The sequence below is a fragment of the Arthrobacter sp. KBS0703 genome, from assembly GCF_002008315.2.
GTDB lineage: Bacteria > Actinomycetota > Actinomycetes > Actinomycetales > Micrococcaceae > Arthrobacter.
In genome coordinates, this window is the sequence record NZ_MVDG02000001.1 from 2,931,225 (window position 1) to 2,946,981 (window position 15,757).

Below are 15,757 nucleotides of genomic sequence, written 5' to 3' on the forward strand. Positions count from 1 at the left end.
GCGCAAACCTGGTTCCTACGCCGCCTTCCGCTCCCGCCACAGCAACGCCACCACGAACGTCACCGCGCAGAGGCCCAGCATCACCAGCACCATGCGGCCCCAGTTCTCCTGGTTCACCCCGTCGCCGTAGAAGATGCCGATCATCACGGTGGCGCCAATGGCCCCTACGTAGCGGCAGGTCTGGAAGATCCCGGCGGCCACTCCCCTGTCCTGCGGGGCCGCGGAGAGGTACAGCCCCTGGTTGGAGGCGATGCTGACCGAGCCGTACGGTACGCCCATCAGGGCCGTGAGGGCGAGCACCAGCAGGACGGCAAACGACGCCGTCAGCAGCCAGAGTGCAGCTGCCGCCACGGTCAGAAGCACGACGCCGACAATCAGCACCCGCCGCACGCCGGACCGGTCGATCGCGCGGACGGCAAGCGGCGTAATGACCACGGACATCGCAGCCAGCGGCAGCATTAGCCCGCCCACCACTCCGGGGTCGTAGCCGGCCGCCTCCTGCAGAAGCTGGGGCAGCCCGAAGAACGCGAAGTAGTAGACACAGCTGAACAGCACGAAGCCCAGGTACACGAGCAGCAGCGGCCGGTTCCTGCCGAGCAGCCGCAGGTCCAGGAACGGCTTCCCGAAGCTCAGCTCGCGCCAGGCGAACAGCACGGCGAGCGCCATCGCCCCGCCCAGCAGCCCCCAACGGAGTCCGGGCAGCGCATTCAGCAGGCCCATAAGCAAGAGCACCATACCGCCGGTGAACGCGAGGATGCCGGGGATGTCGGAGTCGCGGAGCAGGGTGGCCACGCTGCCCTGCTCCCGCGCGTGGTCCGCAGGGGCGAACCTCCGCACGATGAACAGGGCGGCCAGCGCCAGCGGAACGTTGATCAGGAACAGCGCTTCCCAGCCGACCAGGCTCACCAGCAGCCCGCCCACCACCGGGCCGACGGCGGCCCCGGACGTGTTGGCCATCTGGATGCGTCCCAGCGGCCGGGTAGAGGTCGAGTTCGCCTGCCTGGCCAGGGCGCCGACCATGACGACGGCGCTCGGGTACGCCGTCGCAGTTCCCAGCGCCATGAGCGCCCGGGCGATGCAGACGAACACGAAGTTAGGCGAGAAGGGCGCTAGCGCGCAGGTCACCGCCACCAGCGCCATGCCGAGCATGAAGAGCCGCCGCGGCCCGAACCTGTCGGCCAGCCGCCCCATCAGTGGCTGGCCCGCGGCCGAGGTGATGTAGAAGGCGGTGATCACCCACGTGACCGTGGCGACGTCGAGCCTGAAATCCTCGCGCAGCACCACCAGGGCGACGGCGATCATCGACGAGTTCAGCGGGTTCAGCGACGTGCCCAGGCTCAGGCCAGCCACCGCGAGTCCGGCGCGGGAAGGGTTGCTCACGGCAACAGTCTTCCCCACGGGGCGCTTCTGCGGCGAACTCGGTGACGTTTCCTGGCCACCATCGCCTCCACCGCCAGCTCAGTTTTGCGCTGAACCCGTGGCAGGGCGACCTGAAGCTCTGGACGAGCGCCCGGCTGGATTAAGGGATTCAGCCCGTCGTGCGGTGTGTACTCGTGGTGCTTCGCATTCCGCTGTAGGCTGCCACGACCCCCACCAGGAAGACGAGGACCGCGAGGTAGATCAGGCCGAGGTGCCCAAGCGTGGCCAGACCCCATGGGTAGTGCGCGGGGAGGGCCACAGCGAGTCCGACGACCGGGACGATAACGGCTGTGGCGAAGGCCCACCGTTCTCCGCGGCGCACCCCGTACCAGGACAGGCCTGCGACAGCCAGCCCGGTCGCAGCGATGAAGCCGCTGACCGCGATGTGCAGATGGCTGATGTAGTGATACAGCTGCGGGCTGAACGCCTCGATCTCCGCCTTTCCCTTATCCACTTGATCGGGGCCGATGCCCAGCTCGAGGAAGGCGTCCGTGAAGTTGAGTACCAAGAAGATTACGGCGTACCCCACGAAGGCCAGCCCGGCCAGTGTCATGAGAGCGGCTCCCGTCCGGAGTCGGGATTGTTCCGCTTGGGGAGTTTGGATGGTGGACACGGCCACCACCCCCTTTCTTATTCAAGTAGGTACTTGAATAAGAATCCCTTGACGGTAGCATTGTCAAGAGAACTCTTGAATAGGAGGCCCGAGTGGGCGATCAGCAGGAAAAGGATGCGCTCTTCGACGCCCTCGTAGAAGCTGCCAGGGCGTTGGGGAACGGCAGGAGGGCGCAGCTGATCGATATCCTCGGGCAGGGCGAGAGGTCGGTTGACGAGCTGGCCGCCGAGATCCACCAGACTATGGCCAACACATCCCAGCATCTGCAGCGCTTGCTGCGAGCCGGCCTTGCCTGCTCCAGACGCTCGGGGACGCGGATCTACTACTCCCTTGCCAGCCCGGCAGTGGAGCGGCTATGGCGAGCACTTCGGGAGACGGCCGAGGCGCACTCGGGGGAGCTGGGCGATCTCGTCCGTGCCTACGTCGGCGATCGCGCCGACCTGAGCATGATCACGCGCGACGAACTGCTGCTGCGGCTGCGGCAGGGCGACGTTGTTGTGCTGGACGTGCGTCCGCAGCCAGAGTACGAATCCGGACATATCCCGGGTGCGCTTTCCGTACCCTTCTCGGACATTAAGTCTCGACTCCGCGAGGTTCCCCAGGGGAGCGAAATCGTCGCCTACTGCCGCGGACCATACTGCCTATATGCAGACGAAGCCGTGCGGCTGCTCACGGACGAAGGGCGCGTCGCCACCAGGCTTGAGGAGGGCTTCCCCGAGTGGAAGGCGAACGGGCTCCCGATAGAACAGTCGGCCACGGCACGGAATTCGCCGCCAGGGCACTGATCGAGTGGTGCAACACGGCCGGCGTGGACACTGCGTTCATCGCGGCGACCATACGCTCGCCGATCGTGCTTCCCTTGTGAGCGCCCGGCCAGAGCAGTACCATCCCCTCACTGAACAGCTCCGTGGAAGTGGGCAACGATGCTCGATACGGCAGGCAACACTGTAACGAAAAAGCGCCGCGACCTGGTCACAGAGCTGCTGGGTGTTTGGCTGCTGCTGGCCGTCTTCCTGGACGGCTGGGCGCACCTCAACCTCCCCAGCCTGGAGACATTCTTCACGCCGTGGCACGCCGCCCTCTACTCCGGCATGGTGGCCACCGCGGCGTGGACCGCCCTCGTGATCTGGCGGAACCGGACGCCGGGGCAGCCGCTCTCGCAGGCCCCACCGCCGGGCTACCGCGGCACCGCGATAGGGGTGGTCCTCTTCGGCGTGGCCGGCGGCCTGGACCTGCTGTGGCACGAAATTCTGGGCATCGAAGTCTCGCTGGATGCCCTCGTCAGTCCCACCCATCTGCTGCTCGGCTTCAGCCTCTTCCTCATTCTGGGAACGGCAGTCCGCAGCGCCCGCGCAGCCAGCCGTAACGGGAACTTTGAGTGGACCCCGGCGGCGCTGTTCGCCGTCGTCCTGATGACCGGGCTGGGAGCCTTCTTCCTCATCTACTGCTCTGCCTTCGTCCGGCCCGGGCCGACGGCCCTCTTCGTCCCGACGCCGGTGGGCACGCCGGGCCGTCTACAGGCGGAGCTGCCGGTGGTGGTCAGCCTGACCGGCTACCTGCTGACCACAGCGTTGATCATTGCTCCCTTCCTCTTTACGCTCTCCGCCTCCCGACGCCCTGCCCGCGGGATCGTCACCATGCTGGTGGCAGCTGCCGCCTGGCTGCCGGTGGCGATGGTGGGCTTGCGTCCCACCGCAATCGCCGGAGCCGCCGGAGCCACTGCGGCCGCAATTTCGGCGGACGTGCTGCTGGCCCGCCTGCCACAGGCTTGGCTAAACCGGCGGCTGCCCGCGGTGACGGCCGGCATCGCCGCTCTCCTGTGGACGGGCCAGCTGGTGGCCTTCGCGGTGGCGGACGGGATCCGCTGGCCCGTATCGCTCTGGCTGGGGGCGGTGGTGCTCAGCGCAGCGGCTGCAGCAGGCCTGGCCCTCCTCAGTTCCTGGGGCCCGGCCACACGTTCAGCACAGGACGCCGCCGGGGTTGTCGAAGGCAGGTTGTGAGGACGCGCCGAAGCATTTCCGCATCGTCGCATTGCGTTCTGTCATGCGTCCTGGCGGTTGGCGTTCTCGGCGGGTTCGGCACGCCGGTAGCGGCCGCCGTCGAAATACCGGCGACCGGAACGCCGGCGACCGGACCTGCGATCCCGGACCGGGGCTATGAAGCGGTGGACGCCTACCTGCGGGAGCAGATGGCAGCCATCGGGCTTCCGGGAGCCGCCGTCGTCGTCGTGAAAGACGGCGTCCAGGTGCATTCCGCGGCGTTCGGGCACGCCGACGACTCGGGGCGGCCGATGACAGCCCAGACGCCGGTGCTGCTGGCCTCAACCACCAAGCCCCTCACCGCCATGGCCGTGATGCAACAGGTGGAGGCGGGCCGGCTGCGGCTGGACGAGCCGGTGCGGACCTACCTTCCCTGGTTCACCCTGCAGGACAGCCGCTCCTCCGCGATCACGGTGCGCCAATTACTCCACCAAACAAGCGGCATGGCGTCCAAGGACACGGCGTTCGAAGCCTCCGACGCCCAGGACCCCGAGGCCATCGAGGAAGGGGTGCGCGCCCTGTCGGGTTCCCCGCTGGCCGGATCGCCGGGTGAGGGGTTCCGGTATGCCAGCGCCAACTTCAACATTCTGGGCCTGCTGGTGCAGACGGTCTCCGGCCAGCCGTTCGGGGACTACATGGAGCAGCACGTCTTTGCGCCGCTGGCAATGGCCCACAGTCATACGACACGCGCCGCAGCGCAGGCGGACAACGCGGCCGCCGGCTATTCCCTCTGGTTCGGCTCGTTCTGGCGGCAGACCGGAGTGCCGGCGCCCACCACCGGAATGCCGTCCTCCACGATGTACTCCTCGGCCGAGGACATCGGCCACGAACTGACCGCCCTGCTGGACGAGGGACGGTACCGGGGCCGCGCATTCCTCCGGCCGGAAAGCGTGGAAACCCTGCTCAAGCCGGAGGTGCAGATTGACGAGTCCAAGGGCTACGCCATGGGCTGGTTCACCCGCCCGCTCGTGGAGTCCGTTGGCCCCGCAAGCGGGGCCGCAAGCCCGCCCACGGCAGACCCGCCCACCGCGGACCAGGCCTTGCCCCTGCTCCTGGAGCATCAGGGCGAATGGGGCAACAGCCACACTTACAAGGCCATGGTTCCGGCCTCCCGCCTCGGCGTGGCCCTCGTCATCAACGCGAACGACACGTCGGCCCCGTCACGGCTCAAGGCCATTGACACCAACGTCCTGCGGATTCTCCACGCGCAGCCGCCGGTGCCGGCCGTGGTGCAGGAGGACTGGCTCCAGCGCTCCAGCTGGCTGGTGTCGCTGGTACTGCTGCTCGCTGAACTGCTGAGCCTCGCGCTGGCCCTCGCCTTTCTTCTGCGGAGGTCCGCCGCCCGAAGGCGGTGGGTGCCGTGGGCCGGGGGCGCTGCAGCGCTCGCCCTCGACGGGTTCGCGCTGTGGCTGTGCCTGGTCTACGCCCCCGCGCGGTTCGACACCCATCTTGCCGTCATAGTCCGCCAGTTTCCCGACGTCGGAGTCGCGCTCGTCCCCGCGCTCGGGCTGGCCCTCCTCTGGCCGGTCCCGCGAACGGTTTGGCTTGTTTCCCGGATGCGCTCCGCTACTCCGGGATCGCACCGATCTGCTGCATGAGCCTCAGGTTGTCGGTGGTTCCCCAGTGCTCGGCGACCTTGCCGTCCACGACGCGAATGATGTCAGTAGTGCTGAACTCGACCGTCTTGCCCGTTGCCGGAATGCCGGCCATCTCCCCACCATGAGTGCCCGTTAGAATCACGTGGCACGCTTCCATGTCTCCTTCCGCCAGCGATGGCTCGATGGTCTTGGCTTTGATGTCCGGGAACGCTGACCGAATCGCATTCACGAAGAACCGGACGCCCTCCTTGCCGGGCGGTTGTCCAGGAAAACCCTCTTCGTGATCGACAAAGTCTTTCGTTGACAATTCATCAATTAGAGCTAGATTTCCGCCCTCAATTACCTCTGTGTAAAAACGCTTGATCAGTCCAGCCCCGTCAGACATTTCCGACTCCTCCAGTGCATGAGACCGTTCAAATTTTCCCCCGGATGCATGGACGCGCACTCGGCGTGCGGACCGTGCTGTCACATCCCCATCCCGCCCGTTGCCGCCGGTGTGAGGGCGATACTGAGGGCAATGACGGCGAGCGCCACGGCAACCGAACGGTTGGCCAGCCGCTTCCAAGGAAGCATCTTCTCCACAGCAATGAATGCGCCCACCAGCGCCATCCAGCCGACGCTCATCACGCCCAGCGCAAACAGCGCCACCATAAGCGCCCAGCAGCAGCCGACGCACCAGGCGCCGTGCTCCGCTCCCATACGCAGCGCCCCGCCGTATCCCGGCCGGAGGCGGTGCAGAATGAAGTCCAGGGGCGTCCGGCACTTGGTGAGGCAGACGTTCTTGGCCGGGGTCAGCTGGTAAACGGCCGCCGCCAGGATCACCCCGGCCGCGGCGTAGCGTCCGCCGGGCTCCGCGGTGAGCCCGCCCGGCACCAGCGAAGCCACGGCCTCATAGAGCGCGTACGCCACAAGCCCGAACGCCGTCCACGCCAGGAGGTAGCCGGCCACGAAAAGCGCGGTGGAACCGCGCGGCGCATACCGCCCCGTTTCCCGACGACGGCGGCCGATCTTCGCGTACGCCGTCACCATGGGCGCCACCGACGGAAACATCATGGCGGCCAGCATCACCACCCAGGTGATGAGGAAGAAGTCCAGCGGCCCCGGATCCGTCCAGCCTCCCATGTTCATTCCGTTCATCCGGTCAGCGGTGAACACCCAGCCCGCCGCCGCGAGGAGGAGCAGAACGGCAACCAGCCCGGCTTGGCGCACGTCGATCCGCTGCAGGTCCATCCTGCGGGGACCGTAGCCGCGCAGACCCGTCCCGGGACGTGCAACGCCGGCGTTGACCTGCGTGCCCGGTCCCGGGATCAGAGTGCTGCGCTGCCTGTGATGCCGGGGCTCATGCGCGGCCCTTGGGTCCACCTTCAGCCATCTCGCTTGCGAAGGTGAAATCCGCCGTCTCGCCATATACCGCCTCAAAGTCGAGGCCGAAGAGGTCCGATCCGCCCTTGCCCTTGCCGATCAGGAACTCGGGGGCGAAGCCGAACATCGCGTTTTTGACGGTGGTGACTCCCCCGCCCGGGCCCGGAAGCGATTCGAACGCCAGGTTCGTGTGCCCCGCCACCGATGCCGTCGGGGCGTCGCCGTCGGAGAAACTGATGCTTCCGCGCTCCACGCCGAGCCACTCGCCGTAGAGGGCGGCGAAGTCGGCGAAGGGACCGCCTTCGTCGCCGTGGAGAATGCGCTCCAAGGCCTGGGCCTGGCCGTCGGAGATGCCGTCGCCGAGGACGATGCCGACCTTCCAGTTACCGGACGTCAGGTTGGACGGGAACAGGTTGCAGAAGGCGAAGTCGACGCCTGAAAGATCGGTGTCATCGAGCCGGCCGCTGGCGATGTGGAAGACCGCCGCGCCGCGGCATTCCCCGTTCGGCCCCGTGGGCGGGTTGTCCACGGGACACGGACAGATCAACTGGCAGTTGCAGTTCGCAAGATATTTTCCGGACATTTCCCAAGACATCAGAACCCTCCTCGCTGGCGCCGTCGCCAAGCAAAAGCGGCCCAGATTCAGCGCCGAGAATACTTAGGAACGGGGCAGAACGCCCCGTTAAGGCAGACCGTATTCCCGGATAATCTGCGTGTCAATATCCCGTGATTACGGGGAAAGACAGCCAGGCGCGTCCCATCATTTTCTGAGCCTCCCGCCGTCCTAGGAGTCCGGTGCCCGAACTTCGCAGACCGTCAGCACACTTGTTAACCTCCCATCCAACTCCCCGCACACCACGCGCCATCTGGCCTGGGTAGCGTGGATGGGTCAGCCGGCCGCATCGCCGGCACCGGTCTCATCCAGGAGGAACCATTCCCATGCGCACAGTTCTGACTGCCGCGGCCGCCGCCGCGCTCATCGCCGCCTGTCTCTTATACACATCTAGATGTGTATAAGAGACAGCTGTCTCTTATACACATCTCGCCGCCCCTGCCGCGGAAGCCGGCACACCGTCGTCGAACGCTGCCGGGAAAGCAACGTCCGGCATCAAGGCAAACGAGGGCAGCGGCTACTTTGACCTGCAGGCCCACCGCGGCGGCCGCGGCGAATGGACCGAAGAATCCCTGGCCGCGTTCGGCAACTCGCTCAAGCTTGGCGTGACCACCCTCGAGCTGGACACCCACCTGACCGACGACGGCAAGGTCATCGTCTGGCACGACGACACCATCCAGGCCAACAAGTGCGCCGACACTGCCCCGGCCACCCCGGGCGACCCCGAATTCCCGTACGTCGGGGACCGCGTGGCCGAGCTGTCCCTGGCCCAGATCAAGACGCTGAACTGCGGCTTCACCCAGCTGCCCGGCTTCCCGGAGCAGCAGGTCATCCCGGGCAACAGGATCGCCGAGCTCAAGGACATCTACCAGCTGGCCCGCGACTACGACGCCAAGAAGGTCCGTTTCAACGTGGAGACCAAGGTGGAGGACGGCAAGTCCGGCGGCGACGGCATGGTTGCGCTGACCAAGGCCGTGGTCATCGAGATCTACAAGGCCGGCATGTCCGGGCGCACCACCGTGCAGTCGTTCGACTGGTCCTCGCTGAACCTGACCAAGAAGATCGCCCCGCAGCTGCCCCTCGTGGCCCTCTCCAGCGGCGACGCGTGGCTCGAGGTGGGCAAGCCCGGCGCCAGCCCCAACCTCGGCGGCATCGACATCGACACCTACGGCGGATCCCTCGCCAAGGCCGCCAAGGCCCAGGGCTACGACGTCATCTCCCCCACGTTCAGCTCCGTCACGCCCAAGATGATCACCGAAGCCCACCAGCTCGGCTTGCCGGTTATCCCCTGGACGGTCAACACCACCGCGGACATGGAGCGCCTGATGGACCTCGGCGTGGACGGCATCATCAGCGACTACCCCACGCGCCTGCGCACCCTCATGCAGGAGCGCGGACTGAAGCTGCCGAAGGCTTACGCGCTGAACGGCTAGAGTCTTCCAGCCAGGACGCACGACGGCGGCCGTCCCCTTTCGGGGGCGGCCGCCTTGCCATAGGTTCATGTGGCTTGCGCCCGCCCGACCTGCCCACCAGCAGCCGAACGGCGTAGCATTCACCCCCCAACTTTGAGTGGAGGCCCCGATGATCGTGGTTCGTTTTCTGGTGCGGTGCCAGCCGGGCAAGGCCGAAGACGTCATGGCTGCGTTGAAGGACGTCGTCCCGCCGAGCCGAGCCATGGACGGCGTCATTAGCTTCGACATCGGCCGTGACGTGACCGATCCGGACGTCTTTATAGCAACCGAGGTGTTCGAGGACCGCGCGGCCCTTGACCGCCAGGAGTCGCTTCCCGAGGTGGCGCGGGCACTTGGCGTTTTCGGGCAGTCGCTCGCTGCGGAAACGGAAGAGACCGGCTTCCAGGTGTTGCACACCTGAAAACGCATGGCCCCGCCGGACTGAGCCTTGGAAACCAAGGCGTCCGGCGGGGCCATCTATTTGCTGTCGTGCCCGCTGACTGTGATCACGCGCCACTATGCGGCTACTTCGCGGTGATGGTCCAGTCGCCCTCGGACTTCACCTGGACGAAGCCGGGCGTCAGCTGGACGGTGCCGCTGTAGGCGCCGATCTTGTTGACGGCGAGCTCGGGGATCTCGCTGCCGAATCCTTCCACCAGGAAGTTGCCCGCGCCCTTGTTGGTGATGGCGGCCTTCGTGCCCGGCGCGTCCCAGTAGAGCACCTTGTCGCCGTGCCCGCTCGCCTTGCCGGCGGACGTGGCGATGGTATCGACGTCCTCGATCTTCAGCGTCCACGCCGCGTCGGCGCTGATGCTGAATTCGGTGGTCGGGGAACCGGTGCTGGTGTCCACCAGGTGCGAGCCGGTGTAGCCGCCGACGGTGTTGACCAGCAGCATTTCGGCCCCGTTGGTCTCCAGAACGGTGTTGCCTTTGCAGGCGCTGCAAGTGAGCGTCACCACGGCCGGGAGGCCTTTGAGGTCAACGGTCTTGATGTCGTCGCCGGTGCCGGCCAGGGTCTGCGCGTCCAGCAACGGACGGTCTTCCCCCGCGGTTGCTTCCGCGGATGCCGGGGCCTCGGAGGAGTTCGCGGCTGCCGCCGGTTCATTCGTAACCGGTGCAGCCGAGATGATCGGCGAGGTGGCAGCGCTCTGGATGGCCAGGGCCGCCACGGCCCCACTGACCATCCCGATGACCATTCCGCCCACCACCAGGACGGCCGAGACAACAATGGCAAGCACCTTGTGCTGCCGATACCCCGCCAGCGGCTGCCGGTTCTTGTCGGTCTGCTTGCCGGCCAGCGTGATGATCAGGTCCACGAGCGACCAGACGCCGAGACCGCCCGCCGTAAGCAGCTTCGCGATGCCGGTGCCGATCTTCCCCAGGTAGAAACGGTCCACACCCAGCCCGCCCAGGAACAGCGAGAGCAGCCAGGTGGTGAGGAAGGACTTCTGCGGGGGCGCCGGGAACTGCTGTGACGCACCGAACTGGCCAGGATACTGCCCGTCGCCATACTGCTGCCCGGCGGGAATCTGAGGCACACCGTAGGTGGTGTAGTCGGAGGCAAGCGGTGGCGGCGGGGTTGGGCCGGGCTGGCTCATGGTTGTCCTTTCGGGCTGGCGACGGCAGGGGTCACCGATTATGCGCGGAGTGATGGTGGTGAGTGAGGGGAGGTTGCCGCCATGCCAGCGGAGCCGTAGGGCTCAGCGGGCAGTGGGTTCGGCAGAAGGGGTAGTGACCGCAGGTTCAGCAGGCAGGAGCAAGCCGGATCCTCCGGAGCGTGACGGGCCGTGACCCGGCGCGGCAAGCTCGTTTCAGATGCCTCGCAGGCCTCTGAAAACTCGCCTGATTCCATAGGCTTTTATGGCATGCACATGCGCTGATATCCCCCATTTTGACGTGCGGCGTCCCCGCCCCCTGAAGGGATGATACCTGCCTTCTGGGACTCCGCGCGTCACCGCCGCGTGGCGTTCCAGAACACGCCGCATGGCGGCCTGTGAAGGTCCCGGCATTAAGTAAAAACGACGACGGCGGGTGTCCCGCCGTCGTCGTCTGCATTCCCCGCGCGGCGCGGCCGGAGCTTGGCCGCACTCCTCAATGTCCGCGTCAGAAACCCACCTTGTCGCGGCCCTTGAGCTGCAGCATCTGGCGGGCTTCGTCGGGCGTGGCAATCTCGAAGTTGAGCGCCTCGAGGATGGTCCGGATTCGGGTGACCTGCTCGGCGTTGGACGTGGCCAGCTGCCCGGGGCCAATCCACAGGGAATCTTCCAGTCCTACCCGGACATGGGAGCCCATGGCCGCCCCGATGGTAGCGAGCGGCATCTGGTTCTTACCGGCGCCCAGTATGGACCACTCGTAGTCCGCGCCCAGCAGCCGGTCGGCCGTGCGGCGCATGTGCATGAGGTCTTCGGGATGCGCACCGATCCCGCCGAGGAGGCCGAAGACGGACTGCACGAACAGGGGGCCCTTGGCGAGGCCGCGGGCGTGGAAGTGGGCCAGGTTGTTCAGGTGCGAGATGTCATAGCACTCGAACTCGAAGCGGGTGCCGTTCTCGTTGCCGATGCCCAGGATGGTCTCGATGTCCTGGAAGGTGTTCTTGAAGACCAGGTCACGGCTCTTTTCGAGTCCTTCCCGCTCCCATTCGTGGCCGAACTCGGTGAAGCGTTCCAGCATCGGGTACAGCCCGAAGTTCATGGAGCCCATGTTGAGTGACGCCAGCTCCGGCTTGAACAGCGCCGCAGGCTGCATTCGCTCCTCGACCGTCATGTGCGGTGAGCCGCCGGTGGTGATGTTGATGACGGCGTCGGTGTTGCGCTTGAGCTTGTCCAGGATCGGGGCGAAGTGTTCCGGGTCCTGGGAGGGACGGCCGTCTTTGGGATCGCGGGCGTGCATGTGCACAATCGCGGCTCCGGCCTCGGCGGCGCCGATCGCGGCGTCAGCGATCTCGTCCGGGGAGACCGGGAGGTGCGGGGACATGGAGGGGGTGTGGATGGCGCCGGTGACGGCGCTGGTGATGATGACCTTGCGTGCGGTAGCCATGGGAAAGTCTCCTTGGGTGGCCGAAATCTTGCCGGGTGGGCTGGTTCAGTAGAGTTTTTCGGTGTTGCCGTCGACGGCGAGGGCCTGGCCATTGACGTTGCGTGCCATGTCGCTGGCCGCAAATGCGGCCATGTTGGCGATGTCTACCGCTTCGATCAGCCGGCCGAGCGAGGACTGGCTGTGGTACAGCGTGGACACCTCGTCCGCCGGACGGTCCAGCATCTGCGCCTTGGCAGCGATGACGGCGTCGATCCTGGGGCCGTTGACTGCGCCGGGGCAGATGGCGTTGACGCGGATCTGGTCCGGGCCCAGTTCGATCGCGAGGGTCTTGGTCAGCCCGACGACCGCCCACTTCGACGCCGAATAGGCGCTGCGCCCCGCCATGCCCAGCCGGCCTGCCGCGGAGGAGAGGTTCACGATCGAGGCATCCCTCCCCTGCCGCAGCATTGGCAGGGCGTGCTTGATGCAGAAGAACTGGCCGTGGATGTTGACGTCGAACGTCGCTTTCCAGGCCGCCGTGTCGAGCGTTTCCACCGGGCCGGTTGGCCCGGCGATGCCGGCATTGTTGACCAGGACGTCCAGGCCGCCGAGTTCCTCGCGGACCGTGTTCATGAGGTGGCGGACCTGGTCCTCGTCCGAGACGTCGCTGACAGCGGCAGCCAGCCCGTTGACGCGGGCCTTCTCAACGGCATCGGCGTCGATGTCGGTGACGAAGACGGTGGCGCCAAGGTCCCGGAATTTGTTGGCGATGGCCAGGCCGATGCCGTTGGCCCCTGCCGTGACCAGGACCCTTTTTGCGGTGAAATCCATGAGTTTTCCTTGCCTGAGTGGTGCGGTTGAGTCAGTGCGCTGCGGGACCGGCTTGCGGCTTCTCCGTCCCGCGCTTGAGCATCAGGGACAGGAGCGCCCCGACCGTACACATGGCCACGATGAACCACAGGCCGGAGAGCTTGGACCCCGTGGCCTCCTGCATGAAGCCCATGACGTACGGGCCGACGAAGCCGCCGAACAGGCCGATGGTGTTGACGAACGCGATGCCTCCGGCGAGGGCGGCGCCGCTGAGGCGGGTGGCCGGGTAGGTGAACAGGATGGGCTGGAGGGCGAAGAAGTTGAACGCTGCGAGGCAGAAGCCGATCATGCCGAGCACCGGGCCGCCGATGGCGCCGATGGCGAATCCGGCGATGATCCCGATCATTGCGCCGGTCACCAGGAGGCGGGAGCGCTTGCCGTCGGTGGCGAAGCGCGGCACCAGGAGGGCGCCGGCGGCGGAAAAGATCCAGGGGATGGCGGTCAGCAGGCCGATCTGGATCGGGCTGAGCTTGCCGTAGGTGCCGATGATCGAGGGCAGGAAGTAGGACAGCGCGTAGACGGCGATCTGGTGCGTGAAGTAGACGCCCACCACCAGGAGGATCTGCTTGTCCTTGAGCACGTCGCGGAGGCGGTGGTTGCCGGAGGCTTCCGCTCCGGCTTTCTCTTCGGCGGCGATGCGGGCTTCGAGGTCGGAGGCTTCCTCGGGGCTGAGGAACGTGGCCTTCGCGGGCCTGTCCGGGAGCTTCTTCCAGACCACGTAGGCGAGGATGCAGGCAGGCAGGCCTTCGACGAGGAACATCCACTGCCAGCCGTGCAGCCCGGCGAAACCGTCCATGGTCAGCAGGAGGCCGCCCAGCGGAGCGCCGACGATGTTGGCGATGGACACGCCCAGCAGGAACATGCCGTTGGCCTTGGCCCGGTCCCTGACCACGAACCACTGCGTCAGGAAGTACATCACGCCGGGAAAGAGCCCTGCCTCGGCGACGCCGAGCAGCATGCGCATGATATAGAAGGACCATTCGCCCTGGACGAAGGCCATGCCGGCCGAAATGATGCCCCAGGTGATCATGATCCGCATGATCCAGAAACGGGCGCCGACCTTGTGCATGATCAGGTTGGAAGGGATCTCGGAAAGGGCGTAGGTCAGGAAGAACAGGCCGGCGCCGACCCCGTAGGCGGTGGCGGATAGTCCGAGGTCGATCTCCAGGCGGTCCTTGGCCATGCCGATATTGGTGCGGTCCAGGAAAGCCATGATGTAGGCGCCGATTAGCAGCGGCATGACTCTGCGAAGAATCACGCGGTTGATTTCCTGCGGTGTGCGCATCTTCGTTGGTGCGGATACAGCTGACATGGGTCTTCGTCCTTGAATCGGGGCCCTGCGCGGAATGTCCTGCGGAGTGCGCGTTGCTGTGGGGCGGGCCTTAGTGGGCATGCCGGGATACGGCGATGAGGGTACTGGCGCCGGCGGGTCCTTGGACGGGCCGCCGGTTATGAGGGGGAACTGGCCTCGGTTTGCAGCGGAACTGCTCCGGGGATCAGGTATCAGGCGGGTTGCAGCCGCAGGTCCTCCCCAGGTGCAGCCGGTGCGGGCAGATCAGGGAACTGTAGGTGTCGGTGGGTGCATCGATCCGCTTCAGCAACATGGCAAAGGCTTCGTGGGCCATCTCCTGCTGCGGCTGGACGATGCTGGTCAGGTTGATGAGGCCGGACCTGCTGTGCGGGAGACCGTCACACCCGGCCACGGCGACGTCGTCCGGAATTCGAAGTCCCCGGGCCAACGCATATTCCATGACGCCGATCGCCAGCTCGTCGCTCCCGCAGACCACCGCCCGCGGGGGCCGCTCCGATAAGAAGAGCCGCTCGGCAGCGAGCTGGCCCCCTTCATTGTTGACTCGCGTGCTGATCCGGCGTTCGCCGCTGATGGTGATGCCGGCAGCGGCGGCGGCGCGCACGAACGCCTGTTCCCGCGCCAGCGAGGCGGTGGAAAACCGCGGTCCGATCACCGTGGCGATGTCCGTGTAGCCGTGTTCCAGCATGTGCTCCATCAGCAGTGCCGCAGCTGCGTCATCGTCGATCCCCACAAAGTCGCTCTGGAGGAACTCGGCGCGCCGGGAGAGGCAGACGTACGGGATCCGCGCCGAGCGAAGGGTGCGCATCGCAGTTGAGTCCTCCCTGAGCGCGGCCGCGAGGATGATCCCGTCCACGTTGCGGTTGGCCAGGGTGGCGGTCACCTGGGCTAGGACTGCGGGATCATCCTGGGTCGTGGCGACGAAAACGTCGTATCCCGAGTCGGCCGCCGCTGTGATGATGCTCTGGGCCCACCGCGGGAACATGGGGTTGATGATGTTCGGGAGGATCAGGCCGATGACCCGCGTCCGCTGCGGATCCGCGGCCTGGGTGGACTTACGGGGCCTGAAGCCCAGCTCGTTGGCGACGCCGATGATGTGGCGCCTGGTTTCCGTGGAGACGCCGGCCTTGCCGTTGAGCACATACGACACCGCCGCAGCAGAAACACCCGCGGCCCTCGCGACTGCCGCCGCCGACACAGGGGACGGACGGTGCGCCACAGCTTCGTTGCCGCTGCGCTGTTTCATGACCGTTCCTCCCTGCGTTCTGGGTTGATGTGACCTCAGTTACGTTAGTTGCGGACAAAACCCTTAAGCAACGTTAAGTTGACGCACTGCGGCGCCGGGTTAGGCTGAACCCACGGCTGAAGCCATCCGGCCACTGCACCGTTACCCCGGGAGTAGCCCTTTGACTGTCGACCAAGCCCCCAGCGCTTCAGCCGCCGCCAGCACCTCAGATCCCGCCGCCGC

General features: G+C 66.4%; 16 protein-coding genes. 5 read left to right on the top strand and 11 right to left on the bottom strand.

The features are described 5' to 3' along the window. Positions 1 to 15 precede the first annotated feature (15 nt). Both B1A87_RS13635 and B1A87_RS13640 read right to left on the bottom strand, forming a co-directional pair. Positions 16 to 1,380 (bottom strand): MFS transporter, encoded by a 1,365-nt coding sequence (locus B1A87_RS13635; RefSeq protein WP_078027760.1) that lies wholly within the window; start codon positions 1,378 to 1,380, stop codon positions 16 to 18. Positions 1,381 to 1,528: 148 nt separating this feature from the next. Then, the gene (locus tag B1A87_RS13640) at positions 1,529 to 1,972 is read right to left on the bottom strand and encodes a hypothetical protein (protein WP_260680842.1); all 444 of its coding nucleotides are present in this window, start codon (positions 1,970 to 1,972) and stop codon (positions 1,529 to 1,531) included. A gap of 152 nt (positions 1,973 to 2,124) precedes the next feature. Between B1A87_RS13640 and B1A87_RS13645 the strand changes: the two genes are divergently transcribed. The 3 genes from B1A87_RS13645 (at position 2,125) to B1A87_RS13655 (ending at position 5,669) form a co-directional block, all read left to right on the top strand. After that, positions 2,125 to 2,817: a metalloregulator ArsR/SmtB family transcription factor gene (locus B1A87_RS13645; protein ID WP_078027729.1), complete on the top strand. Its 693-nt coding sequence runs from the start codon at positions 2,125 to 2,127 to the stop codon at positions 2,815 to 2,817. A 138-nt stretch (positions 2,818 to 2,955) separates the two neighbouring features. After that, positions 2,956 to 4,032 carry a hypothetical protein gene (locus tag B1A87_RS13650; protein ID WP_078027730.1) on the top strand — a complete coding sequence of 359 codons (1,077 nt, stop codon included), beginning with the start codon at positions 2,956 to 2,958 and terminating at the stop codon, positions 4,030 to 4,032. Then, complete coding sequence (locus B1A87_RS13655) at positions 4,029 to 5,669, top strand: serine hydrolase (protein WP_260680843.1); 1,641 nt, start codon at positions 4,029 to 4,031, stop codon at positions 5,667 to 5,669. The genes B1A87_RS13650 and B1A87_RS13655 overlap by 4 nt, the downstream gene beginning before the upstream one ends. On the opposite strand, the gene B1A87_RS13660 is transcribed toward B1A87_RS13655, so the two are convergent. The 4 genes from B1A87_RS13660 to B1A87_RS23995 form a co-directional block, all read right to left on the bottom strand. Further along, a complete protein-coding gene (locus B1A87_RS13660) occupies positions 5,638 to 6,054 on the bottom strand; it encodes an ester cyclase (protein ID WP_078027731.1) in 417 nt (138 codons plus the stop codon). The two genes, B1A87_RS13655 and B1A87_RS13660, sit on opposite strands and share 32 nt — an antisense overlap. An 80-nt stretch (positions 6,055 to 6,134) precedes the next feature. Further along, positions 6,135 to 6,899 carry a DUF2182 domain-containing protein gene (locus tag B1A87_RS13665; RefSeq protein ID WP_078027732.1) on the bottom strand — a complete coding sequence of 255 codons (765 nt, stop codon included), beginning with the start codon at positions 6,897 to 6,899 and terminating at the stop codon, positions 6,135 to 6,137. A 109-nt stretch (positions 6,900 to 7,008) separates the two neighbouring features. Further along, on the bottom strand, positions 7,009 to 7,626 hold the full coding sequence (locus B1A87_RS13670) for a DUF1326 domain-containing protein (protein WP_078027733.1): 618 nt from the start codon (positions 7,624 to 7,626) through the stop codon (positions 7,009 to 7,011). Positions 7,627 to 8,024: 398 nt separating this feature from the next. After that, positions 8,025 to 8,276, bottom strand: a complete 252-nt coding sequence (locus B1A87_RS23995) for a hypothetical protein (protein ID WP_260680844.1) — start codon at positions 8,274 to 8,276, stop codon at positions 8,025 to 8,027. Between B1A87_RS23995 and B1A87_RS13675 the strand changes: the two genes are divergently transcribed. After that, the gene (locus B1A87_RS13675) at positions 8,217 to 9,077 is read left to right on the top strand and encodes a glycerophosphodiester phosphodiesterase family protein (RefSeq protein ID WP_260681054.1); all 861 of its coding nucleotides are present in this window, start codon (positions 8,217 to 8,219) and stop codon (positions 9,075 to 9,077) included. The genes B1A87_RS23995 and B1A87_RS13675 overlap by 60 nt on opposite strands. A 148-nt stretch (positions 9,078 to 9,225) precedes the next feature. Continuing rightward, complete coding sequence (locus B1A87_RS13680; protein ID WP_078027735.1) at positions 9,226 to 9,516, top strand: putative quinol monooxygenase; 291 nt, start codon at positions 9,226 to 9,228, stop codon at positions 9,514 to 9,516. A 103-nt stretch (positions 9,517 to 9,619) separates the two neighbouring features. Here B1A87_RS13680 and B1A87_RS13685 read toward each other — a convergent pair whose 3' ends face one another. The 5 genes from B1A87_RS13685 to B1A87_RS13705 form a co-directional block, all read right to left on the bottom strand. After that, the gene (locus tag B1A87_RS13685) at positions 9,620 to 10,693 is read right to left on the bottom strand and encodes a TM2 domain-containing protein (RefSeq protein ID WP_078027736.1); all 1,074 of its coding nucleotides are present in this window, start codon (positions 10,691 to 10,693) and stop codon (positions 9,620 to 9,622) included. Between the two features lie 505 nt (positions 10,694 to 11,198). After that, the gene (locus tag B1A87_RS13690) at positions 11,199 to 12,131 is read right to left on the bottom strand and encodes a 3-keto-5-aminohexanoate cleavage protein (RefSeq protein ID WP_078027737.1); all 933 of its coding nucleotides are present in this window, start codon (positions 12,129 to 12,131) and stop codon (positions 11,199 to 11,201) included. A 45-nt stretch (positions 12,132 to 12,176) separates the two neighbouring features. Next, positions 12,177 to 12,941, bottom strand: a complete 765-nt coding sequence (locus tag B1A87_RS13695; RefSeq protein WP_078027738.1) for an SDR family oxidoreductase — start codon at positions 12,939 to 12,941, stop codon at positions 12,177 to 12,179. Between the two features lie 31 nt (positions 12,942 to 12,972). After that, entirely contained in the window at positions 12,973 to 14,292 is a 1,320-nt protein-coding gene (locus B1A87_RS13700; RefSeq protein WP_260680845.1) for an MFS transporter, read from the bottom strand. A gap of 184 nt (positions 14,293 to 14,476) precedes the next feature. Then, positions 14,477 to 15,535, bottom strand: coding sequence for a LacI family DNA-binding transcriptional regulator (locus B1A87_RS13705; protein ID WP_078027739.1), 1,059 nt, complete (start codon positions 15,533 to 15,535; stop codon positions 14,477 to 14,479). Positions 15,536 to 15,757: the final 222 nt, after the last annotated feature.